The organism is Peribacillus muralis, from assembly GCF_001439925.1.
In the GTDB taxonomy this organism is placed as follows: Bacteria; Bacillota; Bacilli; order Bacillales; family DSM-1321; genus Peribacillus; species Peribacillus muralis.
In genome coordinates, this window is sequence record NZ_LMBV01000003.1 from 180,994 (window position 1) to 197,739 (window position 16,746).

The following is a 16,746-nucleotide window of genomic DNA, read 5'->3' on the forward strand; positions in this document are numbered from 1 at the left end:
ACCTACCTTTAGATTTCTTCTTGTTTACCCATTCATGCGTTCAAGAATCTTTCTTCCTTGAAAAAAGACGCTGTGCTTCCTGGATTTCCGTCCGGATTTGCGACATCTCTGCATCAAGCAGAAAAGCCGCTTCCGCCGCACGTTTCAGCCGCAGTTGGATATCTTCCGGAAAAACGCCTTTATATTTATAACTTAACGAATGTTCAATCGTCGCCCAAAAATTCATCGCGAGCGTCCTGATTTGAATTTCGGCAAGAATATTTTTTTCGCCATGTATCGTCTGGACCGGATACCGGATGACAACATGATAAGAACGGTAACCGCTTGCTTTTTTATGGGAAATATAATTCCTTTCCTCAACGATTTCGAAATCATTGCGGCCTCGTAAAAGTTCAACCACTTGTTCGATATCATCCACAAACTGGCACATCATCCGAAGACCTGCAATGTCCTGAATCTCGGTTCCCAATTTATCAATCGGAATGTCCTTCTGACTCGCCTTATCCAAAATGCTGACAATCGGCTTTACCCTGCCCGTAACAAACTCGATGGGGGAGTGAATATTTTCTCTCTCAAACTGTTTCCTTAATCCCTTTAGCTTAACCTTCAATTCTTCTACGGCCTGCTTATAAGGCGCCAAGAAGTCGTCCCAACTCTCCATTGCCACACCACCTATATCTATCTAAAAAGCGCCTGTTCAACTCTGGTATGGGCAGAACGCTCTCTCTTTATCCAGCGGTCCTATGACACGCTGGTCCACTGTTTATCCCTTACAGACTTTTACCGCTATCGATATGTATGATTTCTATAATATACTAATCCACTTCACGTGCTCGTCGTTTATATTTTATCATAACCTGCAATTGATTCCTAAATATTCAAGTACAATAGCAAAAAAATTATTGCCTTCAAATTGACAGCTGAAGTGATTCTTATATGATTAAAGTAAGATAAAGATAAGAAAGGAAGAAATACATGAACCAGCATATTGAAATCGAGTTTAAAAACCTCTTGGATGAAAAAGAATTCAAGCTGCTGATCGATCATTTCGAGATCGATGTTGCGGGCTTTACATCACAGCAAAACCATTATTTCGATACACCTGAATTCGAATTGAAAAAAAGAAGCTCTGCGCTTCGGGTTCGGGAAAAAAACAGTCGTTATGAATTGACTTTAAAACAGCCCGCTACAGAGGGGCTATTGGAAACGAATCAGGATATAACCGCCGAAGCTGCTGCTGCGTTTTTGAATCATGGCACTTTCCCGGAAGGGGCGATTTTAAGACTCCTCACCGCAGATGGAATCGATCCTGAAGCCTTTTCCTGCTTCGGGACGCTGCAGACGGACAGATTTGAATTCCCTTACAAGGAAGGGTTGCTTGTTTTGGATCATAGTTCTTATTTGGAGCAAGAGGACTATGAGCTTGAATATGAAGTGACGGACGCGAAGGCAGGAAAAACTATTTTCTTATCTCTGCTTGGATCCCTTCAAATTCCTGAAAGAAAAACCGAAAATAAAGTTAAGCGGTTTTATCGTGCCAAATTCAAGGATTAATCCTGCTTGAACCATATTCGGAGGTGGAGAGTTTGAAAATCCAGGATTTCAAAACATTTATGGAATTGCAGGCCATCCAGCAATTTACTAATAGAAATAGTTCAAATACGCCTTCATCGCAATCGCTTTTTCAGGACATGCTGTCTGAACTGATATCCGGTGATACACTAGACGGCACGTCACAAAGGTTGGGTTCCTTATTATCCACTGTGGAAACGGAAGCGACGTCCATCCTTCAATCAAGGAACACGGTGATGACGCCTGTCACCCCTGCCCCAACTAAAGGAGAAACGAGCGGAACCGGCACAAATTACGACGAAATCATCAGCCAGGCGGCCACTTTGTATAAGCTCCCGGAAAAACTGATAAAGTCGGTCATTAAACAGGAGTCGAACTTTGACCCTAAAGCGGTCAGTTATGCGGGAGCATCAGGTCTTATGCAATTAATGCCGGCCACCGCCAGAAGCCTTGGAGTGGATGATAGCACAGATCCGGAACAAAACATCATGGGCGGAAGTAAGTATTTAAGTCAGATGATGGCCCGTTATGACGGAGACATCCAACTAGCCCTTGCAGCTTACAATGCAGGAACGGGAAATGTAGATAAATATAACGGCATTCCCCCGTTTAAAGAAACGCGGAATTATGTTCAAAGTGTATACGGTACATTTTTATCCTGATGTTAACTGACCCTTCTATTTTTTGGGGTCAGTTTTTTATTTTCCATTACTCCTGCAGTGCATCCCCGATCAGGATTTTACCTTGCACCTCCTGTGTCATACTACAGATGTAATATTTTCTATAAGCTATATATTTGTTATATCAGGACGTCATTGTTAAAATATGATTAAATATCAACCATTTTTTTATTAAAGGAGTAATCAACATGATGCAAGGGAACCCTACACCATATGAAACAATTGGAGAAGGGCAATTACACAGGTTAATTGATGTGTTTTACTCCAACGTTAGTCAACACCCTGATTTGAAGCCGATTTTCCCTGACGATTTAACAGAAACGGTCCGTAAACAAAAACAATTCATGACTCAATATTTAGGCGGTCCGTCTTTATATACCGAAGAACATGGCCACCCCATGTTACGGGCTCGACATATACCTTTTGAAATTACACCTGAACGTGCGAAGGCCTGGCTTTCATGCATGTATGAAGCAATGGATGAAGTGGGCCTTACGGGTGAAATTAGGGATTTTTTCTATCACCGCCTCTATTTGACGGCACAGCATATGATCAATACATCCGGTACGGACGGGAAAGGAGAAGACACTTGAGCGCACATAAACCAGTTTTCAATATTTCCGATTGGATCAAAACACAGCATTGCTATGATATAGGAAAAAAGCCAATTGAGATTTACGTTTTTGTTGATCCGCTATGTCCCGAATGCTGGGGATTAGAACCAATTATTAGAAAATTACAGATAGAATATGGGCAGTTATTCAGTTTACGCCATGTTTTAAGCGGTAAAATTGATTCTCTTAATATGGGGAAAAATAAAAATTATGAAAACCTTGCTCAAGTTTGGGAAAAGACAGCCAGCCGATCAGGAATGTCCTGTGACGGTAGCCTTTGGTCTGAAAACCCAATCTCTTCTCCCTACACTGCTTCCATCGCCATAAAAGCAGCTGAGTTGCAGGGCCGAAAATTGGCCATTCGTTTTTTAAGGCAGCTTCAGGAGTATGTATTCATTGGGAAAAAGGATATTTCCGATATCGATGTATTGACGGAATGTGCCGAAATGGTTGGGTTGGATGTCGAGGAATTCCTCTACGACATCAATTCTTCAAGTGCAGCCAAAGGCTTTCAATGTGATATGAAAATCACAAGTGAAATGGAAGTGACGGAAATCCCCTCGCTTGTCTTCTTCAATCAAAATATTGAAGAAGAGGGAATCAAGGTTTCAGGTGTCTATTCTTACGAGGTATATGTTCAAATTCTAGAAGATATGCTGAATGGACTTCCGTCCCCTGCCAAACCGCCCTCTTTAGAAGATTTCTTAAGCTGCTTCAAACTGGTCGCGACCAAGGAAATCGAGACGGTTTACAATATGAACAGAACTAACGTCGAGCTGGAAATGAAAAAGCTTGTATTAAAACAGCTGGCAGAAAAAATCCCAGCAAAATATGGGACGTTTTGGCGATATACAAAGAAGCAGCCCTAAATTGGGCTGCTTCTTTGTTTCAGTGAAAGAGAAAACCATGCAATTCAAACGATTTGCATGGTTTTCATATAAGAAATAAGGGGATGGGAGAAATTTTTCACGATCAAACAAAGGGGTATAAGTTTGTATGTGATTTACTTCACAATAATTAATATAACAGATAATCGATTAATGCACCAACTGTTTGTGTAAAATTTCACAAATTGTTCACAAAATAGATGTCAAAAACCGCCAACCCCTTTGATGCATGGTACCCGCTAATTTTGTTCAACCTTTCTTAATCTTTACGATTAAGAAACCGCGCTCTATTAATATTGTGAAAACAATCACAATTTCACATAACCATTATCCTTAGCTTACCTAACTACCAGTGGTTTGTTTAGGGAATTTAAAAGAAAAACCCCGACAAATCGTGAAATCTGTCAGGGTTTTTTTCTATCTATTTATACGAACAAAGGGGATGGGAGAAATTTCACGACGTTCAAACAAAGGGGTATAAGTTTGGAATGTGAGAACTTCTATGTCTGTACTATAGCAGAATGTACATATTAATTGCAAGAACTTTGTGCTTCATTTCACAATATTGTCATATTCTTAGAATACTGCTTATTCCAAGGCATACTATCTAGTATAGGAGCAGAGAATCTTTTTTCTGCATCAGCTTGGAGGTGCCCATTTGAAAGGCGTTATTTTACTGATTCTCTTGATAGGTTCGCTTTTTGTTCAGCTACTCGGGATCATGGACCTCATCCCCCTCTATTTCTCCTCCCCCATTTTATTTTTTGTTTTTTTCATCATCCTTCATAGCAGAAATCAGAGGAATCGGTTTAAGGGATTATGACTGACATCCACAATAAAAAGGACCCGCAGCTGCCTGGGTCCTTTCTGTATCCTATTTATTCAACAGCTCTTCCAATTCGTTTAACTTCTCTTCGAATACATTCATGGCTTCTTGTACAGGCTCCGCTTTAGTCATATCGACACCAGCCTTTTTGAGTACTTCGATTGGATAATCGGAACTTCCCGATTTCAAGAACTCCAAATACCTTTTGACTGCTGGTTCGCCTTCTTCAAGGATTTGCTTGCTCAAAGCTGTTGCTGCACTGATTCCCGTCGCGTATTGATACACATAATAATTATAGTAGAAATGCGGGATCCGTGCCCATTCTAAACCAATTTCCTCATCCATGGTCACATTTTCGCCAAAGTACTTCTTATTCAGCTCAAAATATTCCTTCGTGAGCATATCAGCTGTCAACGCTTCTCCATTTTGCGCTTTTAAATGGATCGTATGTTCAAACTCTGCAAACATCGTTTGACGGAACAATGTTCCACGGAAGCCTTCTAGATAGTGATTCAATAAATAAATACGCTTCTTTTCATCTTCAATGGTATTTAGTAAATAATCATTCAACAGGTTTTCATTACAAGTGGATGCGACCTCAGCTACAAATATCGAGTAGTTCCCATAAGGATATGGCTGACTTTTGCGCGTATAGTAGCTATGGACCGAATGACCGAACTCATGCACGAGCGTGAATAAATTATTGATGTTATCTTGCCAATTCATTAAGATATATGGATTGGTGCCGTATGTACCTGAGGAATAGGCGCCGCTTCGTTTCCCCTTATTTTCATGTACATCGACCCAACGGTTTTCAAATCCTTCTTTCAACACATTGGAATAGTCCTCGCCTAGCGGGGCAAGTCCCTTGAGCACATAATCTTTAGCTTGATCATATGTCACTTCCATCTTCACTTCTTTTACGAGCGGAGTGAATAAATCATACATATGAAGTTCATCTAATTGAAGAACTTTTTTACGCAATTCAAGGTAACGGTGCAGCAAGGGTAGATTGTCGTTAACTGTTTTGACAAGATTATCGTATACGGTCTCCGGGATGTTATTGCCGCTTAAAGCCGCATGTCGTGCTGAATCATATTTTCGAACCGTCGCATTGAAGTTATGATTCTTGACCTCTCCTGACAGGGTAGAGGCAAAGGTATTGCGAAACTCTCCATACTTGCTGTATACCCCTTTGAACGCTTCCTCACGTACTCGGCGGTCTTCACTTTCTAGAAACCGGATATACCGCCCGTGAGTGATCTCCACTTCATTTCCCTCTTCATCCTTTATGGTCGGGAATTTCAAGTCGGCATTGTTAAGCATGCCGAACGTATTGCCTGATGCATCGAGAACCTCTGATGCCTGTGCCATTAATTCTTCCTGCTCCGCAGATAAGATATGGGGCCTCTGTAGGCTAATTTCCTCCAATGAATGTTTATAAAGATTCAATTCTTCTTTTTCTTCCAAAAATCCCGCCACTTTGCTTTCATCAACACTCAACAGTTCAGGAACCATATAAGAAAATGCCGCTGCTGCCTGTGCATATAAAGCTTTTGCCCGGTCTTCCATCCCCTGATAAAAAGGATTGGTCGTATCTTGATCATTGCGCATATGTGAATAAGAATACACTTTGCCTAGCTTTTCGAATACTTCATCTTGTAGTTGTAGGGCTGCAAATAACTTTTCTGCACTCTCCCCGAGCGTACCTTTATGTGCATCCGCTTTTTTCAGATCATCTTTCACCGCTTTGAAGGCAGCTTCCCAATCTTCCTCGGTTGCGAAAATATCCTCAAGTCTCCAAGTATCTTCAGCAGCTATTTCGTTTCTTGCCGGTAAAGTACTCACTTTTGTTTCCTGCACCATAAAAAAACCCTCTCCATTCTATAGAAAACTTGCCACTCAGCCAATCGCCATCAAACTGGATATAACGCTTCAATCGATACTAGGGCACTCATGCTTTGTCCGAGTTAAAATCCCCAGTCTTATTACTATTTCTCCATTAACAAAAATAATCCTGCCCTTTCTCGTCAATTCAAGGACAAATGATCATCACCCTTGATTATACTGGATATTCGCCTTTTCAATCATCCACTTATGCTCATGAAAAAAAATTCTTTCCACCATCCGACCTGCTTCACTGGCAGAAGGAACGGACATGCGTTTTTCAACTGTGAATTCCCCTTCTGCCATCTTAGATATATAGCCCATTTTCTCCAATAGTAGCAGATATTGCATTATTGGATATTCCACGGGCTTTACATGAAGCAATGGTAACGTCCTGAATTTTATTTTTCCTGTTTTTACATGCTTCCTAAAGTGACGGATTATATCCTTCATATAAATGGTTTCCCCTGTTTTTTTCTTTCCAAACACGTCCATGTAAAACCAGCCCTGCCATTCAATCGAGGCTGTCTTGATTAACAGCATCCCGCTAACAGGCAGGCCTATTTCAACAGGAATGGTTGCAGGTGCCATATGGTGCAAGTAGAGCCCTTCAAAAAAAGGGTCGCCTCTACGTGCCCTTTTCACAATATGCAGGCACCAGTTCTTACGTTTATGTCTCCAAGCAAGCAGAAAAGGGAAACTGGAGCATTTTTGTGGTGATAATCTATGTGGGGGCAGAAGTTTCAAAGGAGCGGTCGTCAATTCGGCAAAGACGGTTCTGGGGGAAAAAGGAGTAAGGTTCTTCAACACCGATAATTGGTTGGATTCCGGACAAAACATCCACAAGAACGGGTGCTGGCAGCTGCCAGTGACAAAGAGCCAGTGAAACGCGGATAAATGAAATTCATGATGATTTTTCCTTTTCAAGCATTTTGCAGCCAGTATCCAAATCGGCTTGATGCCTATGCTGCGATAGGCTTTTGTCCGTTCAATGAATTCAATCTCCGGGATGTTCGAGCATTGAAATTCGATTGCATAGCGATTGCCTCCTATCGTTGCCAAAACATCTGCCCTTTTCTTAATTTCTGGAAGATAGGCTTCCAGTTCGACTTGATAATCATGTGAGGAAAACCATTGAAACAATTTTCTTTTTCCCTTTAAATGATATTCGGATTCCGGTTCCGAAGATGTACGGCACGAATGATTATTTTTGTGGGCAAAATGGGGGATCTTGACGCTACCGGCTTTTATCGACATTTCCGTCTTGCAGCATGGGCAGTAATATTTCCCCGACCTCCTCAATCGTATCAACAGGTTAGGTGGCATCTTTTCAGGGAGAGTAATCCAAGTGCCATCTTGTTTCATCGCAGTTAGCATACTATCTCCTCCTCTCCCTAAAACATTCGCTTGAATCACCATTGATTCCTTTGATTCAAAAAAAAAAATGCCTAATCGGCACAAAATGGAAGAGCTAGCATTTAAAGAAGTGGTGAAAGTAATCGGCAGGTGGATTCAAGTACTTTCAAACCGATATTCCGCTTGGAAAATGCATCAATTTCCACCTCTTGAGATAACACTAAGTCCTCCTTAAAATCATTCACCAGCTGTAGGGCACTTTCCGTCCTGTAAAGAAAGGCATTAACTTCGAAATTCAAATGAAAACTTCTCATATCCATATTGGTTGTCCCAATTGAAGCCAATTGTTCATCAACAATGATGATTTTGCTATGCATGAACCCTTCATTATATTGGAAGATACGAACCCCCGAAGCAAGCATTTCAGGGAAATAGGTTCTCGAAGCATGGTATACAATCCGTTTATCCGGGTTCTTCGGTACGAGCAGCCTGACATCCAAACCACTTAAAGCTGCCACCTTCAGCGCTTGGAGGATATCGTCATCAGGAACGAAATAGGGAGATGCAATCCAGACTGACTTTTCTGCCGAAGTGATCATCTTGAAGAAAATGCTCTTAATGATCGTCCACTCACTATCCGGCCCTCCGCCAATCAATTGAACTCCGCCATCCCCTTTATGAAGCTCGCTTCCACTCATGAGATACTCATCCGTTAAAAAGCTTTGATTGGTGCTATAATACCAATCCTGCAAAAAAATGAGCTGTAGTGTCCTTACAGCTTCCCCTTTTACGATCAGGTGTGTGTCACGCCATGAACCGAATTTCGGATTCTTCCCCAAGTATTCATCCCCAATATTGAGGCCGCCCATGAAGCCGACAGAGCCGTCAATCACAATGATCTTTCGGTGGTTACGAAAATTAAATGTATTATTTAATAATGGGAGATGCAAAGGTCCGAAAGCGACCATCTCCACCCCGGCCTGCTTCAGGTCATTGATATAGGAACGTTCGAGCTTCCAGGAACCGACCGCATCATAGAGAAAACGGATTTCCACCCCTTCTCTTGCTTTTTCCATCAAGACATTCTTCAACACACAGCCAATGTCGTCATCCCTAACGATATAATATTCCAAATGGATGTGATGTCTCGCTTTATTTAATTGTTCAATGATATTGAAAAAAGTCTCCTGACCATTCCTTAAAACCCGCGTTTCCGTTGTAAAAGAAATGGGACTATTCCCCAACCTATTCGCAAGAGTGAATAACTGCTGTGAGCTTCCGCCCATTTCCTTTATTCGTTCGTGATGTTCCGCTTCGCCGCTTATTTTCACAAAAGATTGCTTATCCAAAAAATACTTCTTGTGAAATATTCTTTCTTTCCTAAAATTACGGCCAAACAAAAAGTAAAAAATGCAGCCTACGAATGGGAAAGCCCCAAAAACAACAAGCCATGCAATCGTTTGGACCGGGTTCCTATTTTCCAGAAAGATGACAAATCCGATTATCGTCAAGAAAAGGGTCAGTATGAGGCTTGAATAAAAAACAAACTCGCCGTTGGCCTCATTTATAAGGAAATACCAAGGGCCGATCAACAAGAGGAATAGCAGACTAATGCCAACTATATTCTTCACATAAGCTACCTCCAATTAACAAACGCAGGCACATAGGTCGAAAAGACCGATTTCTACTGAAATCGGCCTCAACAATTTATGCGAAATATTTATCGACCGTTGAGAATACGTCATTTTCTATAACTATTTTCCCGTACTCTTCAAGCATGTGCACTGTTATGGGTGATTCCTGGCTGTATTCCAATAATAGACTTAAAACATTATCGATTTCTTCCTCGTCAATTTCCGCTTCGGAAAATTCAATATAAAGATAATATTTATTTTGATAAACATAAAGTTTCGTCGTCCAGTCATCCAAGCCGTGACGTTTGCTTAACGAAATGACATCTTCGAAGTCCTCGAAAGTCGTAATGAAATCGATCATCCCGTCTTCGAATGTTAGTCCGCTTTCTTCATCCTTACCATGAAAGTGTTGATCAAGCAGCGTATCCATTTTATCCGATACGTTCAAATCCTTTAACTTATCATCTGAAAGAGGTAGCTCGAGTTTCTGACCATCTTTGGCAAGCTGGGCTTTTGTGACCAATACTTCCAAACCCTTTTCCAGAGCTTGAACTTGAATCCATAAAGGTCCTTCAATCATGAATTCTTCTTCTTGATGCACTTCATCCATCATTTCCCAAAAAAGTTCTTCACTTCGCTCACGGCTGTACCAAATTTCCTCGCGGTCGAAGCCTCTTTCCTCAATATCTATATAGGAAATATAAAATTTAACTGTATCGTCATTAATGCGTTCGATTTCCATGATTCCCCTCTCCCTTCCTTTCTCATTTTGAAGGGATAATAACCCCCAAGCGAAAATTGCCCTTAAAAGCTCTTTACCCGTAAGTGAATACTGTAAATCATGTTAGTCAGTAAAACAGACTATTTTACATCATTTTATGACAAAACCTTGAAGAAGGGAAATAAAAAACATTACTTATCTAAAAAACAATCGTTTGCCTAATATTCCATACATTCTATAAAAAAATTCATCCGTATGCAACTATCACCAAGCATCATGTCAATTTTATCTCACTACCTCATCATGCCCCATTATATGCTTGATGAAGGTGCGTCGCTTCTTTTTAAATCTTTAAATGAAGACTGATTAAAAGGATATGCCTAGGAATAACAAACATCCACTTCTGCCTAAGAATGAGTTAAATGTGCCCGATTATTAAGGGAAGAAGCAAAAAAACATACTATATGTATAAAGAAAAAGCCCTGCACAATTCCTGGCAGAGCTTGAAGTAGCTTTTATTAGTTGACCATGCGTTGCGCTTCTCGCAACTGGAAGGTACGAACCTTACGTGGTAAAAAGCGTCTTATCTCATCTTCGTTGTAACCAACTTGAAGCCTTTTTTCGTCAAGGATAATCGGACGTCTCAGCAACCCGGGATTTTCCTTGATCAATTTATATAATTCTTGAAGAGGCAGGCTCTCTAAATTAACATTTAACTTTTGGAAAGTTTTTGATCGTGTTGAAATGATCTCATCGGTGCCGTCTTCAGTCATTCGAAGTATTTCTTTAATCTCATCGATCGTTAACGGTTCTGAAAAGATATTTCGTTCTTTATATCCAATCTCATGTTCCTCTAACCATGCTTTTGCTTTTCTGCATGAAGTACAACTAGGTGATGTATATAATGTTACCATGTTTACTCACACTCCCTAAATATAGAATCGGTGATCTATGAGGGGAAATCTACTATTAGTATTCATAAGTACCACTCTAATTTGAAATAATTTTAATTAAGTATTTCATGAACCCTATTATACACTAATTTATTTAAAATGAATACCCTTTTTAATATTAGAAAGAATCCTTTAAAACTTCTTGTTTTGCCTGTACTATAGCTTTTTCTTATTTTTATGTAATACATTAACAATCACTTTTTCTAATTGAAAATACATGGCTATCATTCTCATTTAACTCTCAATTCGGCACTTATATTTCCTTGATTAGCGCGTTACTATCATGTACCCCCCTTCACTATAAATAAACAAAATCATGTACATATATTTTCTTTAATAAAAAACAAATTCCTGCATTTCAGGCAAAAACGATTCTTTTAGCACATACTCTTCCAAAAGTAAAAAAAAGAAAAACAAAAGCCCCAGAAGCAGGATACAATCCCCTCCAAGAGGTTATACATATTCAGTTTCCTGCAAAAAAATGACGGTTTTTCTACAAAAGAAAAAAATACTGTTGTTTTAAGACTGGATTATAACAATTTTTCTTCTGCTGTAGCATTTTTTCCGGCTTTCCTCTACTTTTTCAACATACGAAGCTGTTTTTTCGTCCGTCCACGATTTTATTCGACCTGTACCTCGATTTTTTCGACAAACGAAAGGGCCGGTTAATGACCGGCCCTTTCGTTTCACACTTCCATTTCTTTAAAAATATCCGTTTCCTGATTTTCATTCAGGCTCAGCACATCCTCGACATCTTGATATGACTTACCATATAGGGCGTCATCTTTGTACGTATGGATTTCGGAATAAATCTCCTTCATGAAATCGAATACGTCTTCTTCTCCAACTGAAGGATCTGACGGCCAATATAGAATTTCCAACGGGGTATTCTCTTTAGTCGCGAGGGATTTCCTACTGTAGGTGATAGATGAAGCATGATGGAATCCTTCCCTTTTATAAAACCGCAGCCTTTTAAAGGAATCAACATCATTTTCTTGAATTCGCTCCACTTCCAATAAGATCGTTTTTTGTTTCTTTTGCAATTTTCGAATCAATTTCCTTCCTAGTCCCTGGCCCCTCGAATTCTTGGAAACAAATAGATAATCGATGAATATAAACTCTTCTCCCTCCACATATAATAAAACATGGTCAGGCCCCTCATCTTTTATATATATTTCTTGCTTATCCTCCAGCAGGGCGTCTATATGCTCTTTGGACTTCATTTCTTCTATAGGGAAATATTGATTTAATTTTTCATACCAATTCATGATTCCATCTCCTTTTTCACTGGTTTTCACTTTCCATAATTTCACTTATCCACTACAATAGATATAACTATCTTGAAAATATTAGGAGGGGTCTGATGATCAATTACTTTACGGACTTCATTTTAGTCGCCGCTTGCGTTATTGGCATTACAGCCGTCAATGGCGTTGTGACGAATGCCATCGGCGAAAAATGGTTTGGCGGGAAACGTCACTCTCATATTTTCGATCAATCGGAACAAATTCAGTCAGGTTGGAATAAAGTTGGCGGAAATAAAAAGCGGTAATTCAGAGAGAAAAAGGATGACCGAAAGCATGTTCCTTTCGGTCATCCTTTTTCTCACGGGGTATAGTCGACTCCCTTTGTATAGCGATTTGCTGCATTCCACAATAAATATTCATCAATTCCGTTATCGTTTAACGCTTTTATTTGGGCTTCCACTTCTTCCTTGCCATACTTTTGATAATTTCCCTCTCCTAAATACGAAGCGGTGAAATCTTGAAGCCACGGTCTGGATGTTGGTGGGGTTTTCAATTCCTTCAGCTTGCCTTTTTCCAATTTCGCATATTCCTTAACGAGATCATAAGGCTCTAAATCAGGTTTATCGATACCAAAATAAGATGTCCAATGACTTGGATAGATCATAGACGAAATGACATCGACATTCTCAGAGATTTTCGTGAAGTTTTGGCCTATGCCAGGAGCTTCAGGCAACGTAGCCGTATAACCGAAAATATCCACCGACACCTTCACTCCATACGGCTCCAGACGCTTCTTGGCATAACTTACGAAATCCGTTACTGCCTGGACCCTCTTAGCTGTATGACTAACTTTCGCCTCATCATATTCACCCATATCATATTTCAGATCATCTTCTTTATTCTCGAAACCTTCAGGAAAACGGACGTAGTCAAATTGAATTTCCTTAAAGCCCATCTTTGCCGCTTCGATGGCAATGCCAACATTATAATCCCATACCTCTTTTAAGAAAGGATTAACGAAGGCCTCACCCCGGCCATTTTTCCAGACTTCTCCTCCATCTTGTTGAAAGGACCATTCGGGCTTCTCTTTAGCCAATAGGGAGTCTTTGAAGACAACGACCCTTGCAATTGGATATATTTCTTTATTTTCGAAGTTCTTCAGCATGGCCTTTGGATCTTTTATGTAGTCTTTACCAATCCCTGCATATGGAGAATCGGGATCCTTGGCCTTATACGTAATGTTGCCCAAGTCATCCTTAATATCAACGACCATTGCATTCAAATCGGTTTCATCCACATATTTAATAAGTTCGTTGAGTTTATTGCCACCCGCTGCGGGCCCAGTTACATAAATTCCGCGTACAGCATCCGGGTAATCGAATTTCAAACCCGAATCAAATACAAAACGCGGTGCGTTCTCAGGCATTTCTTTCGTTACTAATGCTACCTGCCTCGTTTCATTCATGCTTTGTGCATGAACGGGCTGCTGAACCAGGAATAGACAAACACCTGTCATCAACCATTTATTCATTGGTTTCATACCCTCCACCTCACTCGCCATCAGTCATCAATTTTCAACAAATTCCATAGACCCCTTTCTTTAATACCACTATGAACCAATATTACTCCTCTGTATTATAAAAAATAAATAAAAAACTGCACTGCAAAAGTTTAATCCTCTAAGCATAACCCTCAACGCGATGAAAAACTTCCCATGATAAGCGTTCTCTTGTGTGTAGCCTTCCCTAAAATCATCAGAGCATTGTGAAATATAGAAAACGGTTTCATTTTCCTTTCATTCACTATTTCAGCATAAAAGTGGAAAAAGAGAAGCCTGCACTCAATTCAGAATACTTTGCCATGAAGCTTCTTGCCGATTGGATTATACATTTAATATGAATAAATGCTAAAATACAAATATAGTGGACATTTCGTATTCTCTGAAATAGCATCGATTCAGGCCAACGAGGGCCCTCGACGAGATTAAAATGAGCGTTTATCTTCATAGACGGCCATTTCTTTCAAAGAAAAGTGGATTCATTTTCTATTTATCCTTACAATAATGAAGAGCGAATATCCATTGATCAATAATCGCATTTAGAGGAGTGACTAGCAGTTGAAAAGGATTTTCTCCGGCATTCAGCCATCCGGTTCCGTAACCTTAGGAAATTACATCGGAGCCATGAAACAATTCGTTAACCTACAAAATGAATATGAGTGTTTTTTTTGTATAGTTGACCAGCATGCAATAACCGTTCCACAAGATCGCCTGAAGTTGAGGAATAGCATTAAATCTTTAGCCGCCTTATATTTGGCCATTGGTCTTGACCCTGAAAAAAATACGATCTTCATTCAGTCAGAAGTTCCTGCCCATGCACAAGCAGGCTGGATATTACAAAGTATCTCCTATATCGGTGAACTAGAGAGAATGACACAATTTAAAGACAAATCCACCGGTAAGGAAGGGGTATCGGCTGCACTGCTTACATATCCGCCGCTAATGGCTGCCGACATTCTCCTTTATGGTACGGATGTGGTGCCTGTCGGAGAAGATCAAAGGCAGCATCTGGAATTGACACGGGATTTGGCTGAAAGATTCAACAAAAAGCATAACGACATTTTCAAAATTCCGGAAATCAGCCTTCCTAAAGCTGGCGCACGTATCATGTCTCTTCAAGAACCAACCAAGAAAATGAGCAAGTCCGATCCTAACAAAAAGGCGACAATTGCCTTATTGGATGATCCGAAACAAATTGAAAAAAACATCAAGAGTGCAGTTACCGATTCAGAAGGTATCGTTCGGTTTGATAAGGAAAACAAGGCCGGGGTTTCCAACTTGATGTCGATATACTCCATCTTCAGCGGGAAAAGCTATGCAGAGATTGAAGAGATGTATGAAGGCAAAGGGTATGGAGACTTCAAGAGTGATTTAGCTGAAGTGGTTCTCGGTGAAATCGTCCCTATCCAAGAACGTTATAATGAATTGATCAATTCGCCCGAATTAGATCAAATTTTGGATCGTGGTGCTGAAAAAGCGAACAAAGAAGCCAATAAAATGATCAAAAAAATGTATAATGGCATGGGACTTGGCAGAAAGAGATAAAAGAAATAAACAATCTTCAACCAACCATCCCTGTCTGTAGACAAAAAGGTTTCGGAATGATATCATTCCGAAACCTTTTTGTTATTTAGTGGAAATATGAATTTGACGCATCTACTCGTGAATTCCGTGCTTTTGCTCGCGAGTTCGGGTTTTGCCTCAAATTTGAGGCCGTCTCTCGCCAGCTACATGTGGACATTTTGAATTCAACTTTCGTCTTCACACATAGTGGAATGGAACGCAAGGCGTGACACTCCTGCGGGAAATGCGCGTCTTCGTTAGACCCTCAGGCCAAAAGCCGAGGAGGCTCACGGACCGCCCGCGGAAAGCGAGCAACTGCAGTGCAATGAAACGTTCATAGTTCTAACAAAAAAAGACGATCCACACCGGATCGTCTTCTCTTGAAATTATTTCTATAAAATCGATGGGCTATCGCCAGCCTCCACTTGCCAAAGCTTTTCAAAAAAAGGCTGCCCCTTCACCAAATTTTCACAAAGTTGCAGATGCTTATCTGACCAGCCTTCCTTCATTTCTTCATATAACTCAAGCCATGCTACTTGAAAATCCATCTCTTGGATGCTCTCATATCTTTCCGGAGCCCATTCTGTAAACCAATAACGGATTTCAGCCGTGTTTTTGGCCGTGAATAATTGATCCATCGCCATGAATAGTAATTGCTTCAGCTGTCTTTCCTTTCTAGTCAATCCATTCATGAATAAGGGCGATGGTGATAAAATATGATATTCTTTTTCAGATGATGGTTTTTCAGTAAACGTGTAATCCAGGACATCATGATTTTCTATCATGTCATAAACAATTTGTTCCTGGCGGGGAATAATTCTGCTTTTCCTAATCGGAATATGATAACCTATCGTATCAACAGCTAGAATTCCATTTCCATCGGTTACGATAAAACAATAGTCAAGCTGAATTCGTTCATGGTTTTTCCTCGCATATGCTTTTTGATACACATCATTCAGCAACGGCTTAGGCAATTCCGACAAGTCATTTTCTATGTAGTCGAACAATGTTGCAGACACTTTCAACAAAGGAACTTGATCTAATAGTTCAATCCCATCATCTTTCCTCCATTCGTGAAAATGGCAAATATTATAGCCGTTTTCTTCTCCTTCAAACCAGTTAACCCATACATCATGAAGATATAGCATCATTCATCCCTCACTTAAACAAATTTCTGTTTGTCACTCAGTATAGGCAGGAACCATACAATTTATTCCTATTCCAGAAAACAGATTAAGAAAAAAGAAC

At 40.2% G+C, this 16,746-nt stretch carries 15 protein-coding genes; 6 read left to right on the top strand and 9 right to left on the bottom strand.

Features of this window, described 5'->3' with window-relative positions; genetic code table 11:
* Positions 1-40: 40 nt before the first annotated feature.
* Entirely contained in the window at positions 41-661 is a 621-nt protein-coding gene (locus ASU00_RS05410) for a GTP pyrophosphokinase (RefSeq protein WP_057912418.1), read from the bottom strand.
* Positions 662-975: 314 nt separating this feature from the next.
* Between ASU00_RS05410 and ASU00_RS05415 the strand changes: the two genes are divergently transcribed.
* The 4 genes from ASU00_RS05415 to ASU00_RS05430 all read left to right on the top strand — a co-directional run bounded on the left by ASU00_RS05415 (position 976) and on the right by ASU00_RS05430 (position 3,735).
* Positions 976-1,554: a CYTH domain-containing protein gene (locus ASU00_RS05415; RefSeq protein WP_057912419.1), complete on the top strand. Its 579-nt coding sequence runs from the start codon at positions 976-978 to the stop codon at positions 1,552-1,554.
* Positions 1,555-1,577: 23 nt separating this feature from the next.
* Positions 1,578-2,234 carry a lytic transglycosylase domain-containing protein gene (locus ASU00_RS26625; RefSeq protein ID WP_330219521.1) on the top strand — a complete coding sequence of 219 codons (657 nt, stop codon included), beginning with the start codon at positions 1,578-1,580 and terminating at the stop codon, positions 2,232-2,234.
* Between the two features lie 206 nt (positions 2,235-2,440).
* On the top strand, positions 2,441-2,845 hold the full coding sequence (locus tag ASU00_RS05425) for a globin domain-containing protein (RefSeq protein WP_057912421.1): 405 nt from the start codon (positions 2,441-2,443) through the stop codon (positions 2,843-2,845).
* Complete coding sequence (locus tag ASU00_RS05430; protein WP_082630159.1) at positions 2,842-3,735, top strand: ClpXP adapter SpxH family protein; 894 nt, start codon at positions 2,842-2,844, stop codon at positions 3,733-3,735. Before ASU00_RS05425 ends, ASU00_RS05430 begins: the two co-directional genes overlap by 4 nt.
* Before the next feature lie 892 nt (positions 3,736-4,627).
* Here ASU00_RS05430 and pepF read toward each other — a convergent pair.
* From pepF to ASU00_RS05460, 6 genes are all read right to left on the bottom strand, one after another.
* Entirely contained in the window at positions 4,628-6,445 is a 1,818-nt protein-coding gene (gene pepF, locus ASU00_RS05435; protein ID WP_057912422.1) for an oligoendopeptidase F, read from the bottom strand.
* Between the two features lie 186 nt (positions 6,446-6,631).
* A complete protein-coding gene (locus ASU00_RS05440; RefSeq protein WP_057912423.1) occupies positions 6,632-7,843 on the bottom strand; it encodes a competence protein CoiA in 1,212 nt (403 codons plus the stop codon).
* 101 nt (positions 7,844-7,944) lie between these two features.
* Positions 7,945-9,453: a cardiolipin synthase gene (cls, locus tag ASU00_RS05445; RefSeq protein ID WP_057912424.1), complete on the bottom strand. Its 1,509-nt coding sequence runs from the start codon at positions 9,451-9,453 to the stop codon at positions 7,945-7,947.
* A 76-nt stretch (positions 9,454-9,529) separates the two neighbouring features.
* Entirely contained in the window at positions 9,530-10,198 is a 669-nt protein-coding gene (mecA, locus tag ASU00_RS05450) for an adaptor protein MecA (RefSeq protein WP_057912425.1), read from the bottom strand.
* Positions 10,199-10,695: 497 nt separating this feature from the next.
* A complete protein-coding gene (gene spxA, locus ASU00_RS05455; protein WP_034314502.1) occupies positions 10,696-11,091 on the bottom strand; it encodes a transcriptional regulator SpxA in 396 nt (131 codons plus the stop codon).
* Between the two features lie 725 nt (positions 11,092-11,816).
* Positions 11,817-12,398 (bottom strand): GNAT family N-acetyltransferase, encoded by a 582-nt coding sequence (locus tag ASU00_RS05460; RefSeq protein ID WP_057912426.1) that lies wholly within the window; start codon positions 12,396-12,398, stop codon positions 11,817-11,819.
* Positions 12,399-12,493: 95 nt separating this feature from the next.
* Here ASU00_RS05460 and ASU00_RS05465 point away from each other — a divergent pair, with 95 nt between their 5' ends.
* Positions 12,494-12,682 carry a hypothetical protein gene (locus ASU00_RS05465; protein WP_057912427.1) on the top strand — a complete coding sequence of 63 codons (189 nt, stop codon included), beginning with the start codon at positions 12,494-12,496 and terminating at the stop codon, positions 12,680-12,682.
* A gap of 53 nt (positions 12,683-12,735) precedes the next feature.
* On the opposite strand, the gene ASU00_RS05470 is transcribed toward ASU00_RS05465, so the two are convergent.
* Positions 12,736-13,917 carry a putative glycoside hydrolase gene (locus ASU00_RS05470; protein WP_082630161.1) on the bottom strand — a complete coding sequence of 394 codons (1,182 nt, stop codon included), beginning with the start codon at positions 13,915-13,917 and terminating at the stop codon, positions 12,736-12,738.
* Positions 13,918-14,493: 576 nt separating this feature from the next.
* Here ASU00_RS05470 and trpS point away from each other — a divergent pair.
* Complete coding sequence (gene trpS / locus ASU00_RS05475) at positions 14,494-15,480, top strand: tryptophan--tRNA ligase (protein WP_057912428.1); 987 nt, start codon at positions 14,494-14,496, stop codon at positions 15,478-15,480.
* A gap of 410 nt (positions 15,481-15,890) precedes the next feature.
* Here the strand turns inward: trpS and ASU00_RS05480 are convergent, their stop codons facing one another.
* Positions 15,891-16,646 (bottom strand): YjbA family protein, encoded by a 756-nt coding sequence (locus ASU00_RS05480; protein ID WP_057912429.1) that lies wholly within the window; start codon positions 16,644-16,646, stop codon positions 15,891-15,893.
* Positions 16,647-16,746: the final 100 nt, after the last annotated feature.

What these genes read in the sequence shown, in the direction of transcription:
- spxA (WP_034314502.1), bottom strand. Translation starts at nt 11,091, where the DNA reads ATGGTAACATTATATACATCACCTAGTTGTACTTCATGCAGAAAAGCA.
- ASU00_RS05480 (WP_057912429.1), bottom strand. Translation starts at nt 16,646, where the DNA reads ATGCTATATCTTCATGATGTATGGGTTAACTGGTTTGAAGGAGAAGAA.
- ASU00_RS05415 (WP_057912419.1), top strand. Translation starts at nt 976, where the DNA reads ATGAACCAGCATATTGAAATCGAGTTTAAAAACCTCTTGGATGAAAAA.
- mecA (WP_057912425.1), bottom strand. Translation starts at nt 10,198, where the DNA reads ATGGAAATCGAACGCATTAATGACGATACAGTTAAATTTTATATTTCC.
- ASU00_RS05425 (WP_057912421.1), top strand. Translation starts at nt 2,441, where the DNA reads ATGATGCAAGGGAACCCTACACCATATGAAACAATTGGAGAAGGGCAA.
- ASU00_RS05410 (WP_057912418.1), bottom strand. Translation starts at nt 661, where the DNA reads ATGGAGAGTTGGGACGACTTCTTGGCGCCTTATAAGCAGGCCGTAGAA.
- pepF (WP_057912422.1), bottom strand. Translation starts at nt 6,445, where the DNA reads ATGGTGCAGGAAACAAAAGTGAGTACTTTACCGGCAAGAAACGAAATA.
- ASU00_RS05465 (WP_057912427.1), top strand. Translation starts at nt 12,494, where the DNA reads ATGATCAATTACTTTACGGACTTCATTTTAGTCGCCGCTTGCGTTATT.
- ASU00_RS05470 (WP_082630161.1), bottom strand. Translation starts at nt 13,917, where the DNA reads ATGAAACCAATGAATAAATGGTTGATGACAGGTGTTTGTCTATTCCTG.
- ASU00_RS05460 (WP_057912426.1), bottom strand. Translation starts at nt 12,398, where the DNA reads ATGAATTGGTATGAAAAATTAAATCAATATTTCCCTATAGAAGAAATG.
- ASU00_RS05440 (WP_057912423.1), bottom strand. Translation starts at nt 7,843, where the DNA reads ATGCTAACTGCGATGAAACAAGATGGCACTTGGATTACTCTCCCTGAA.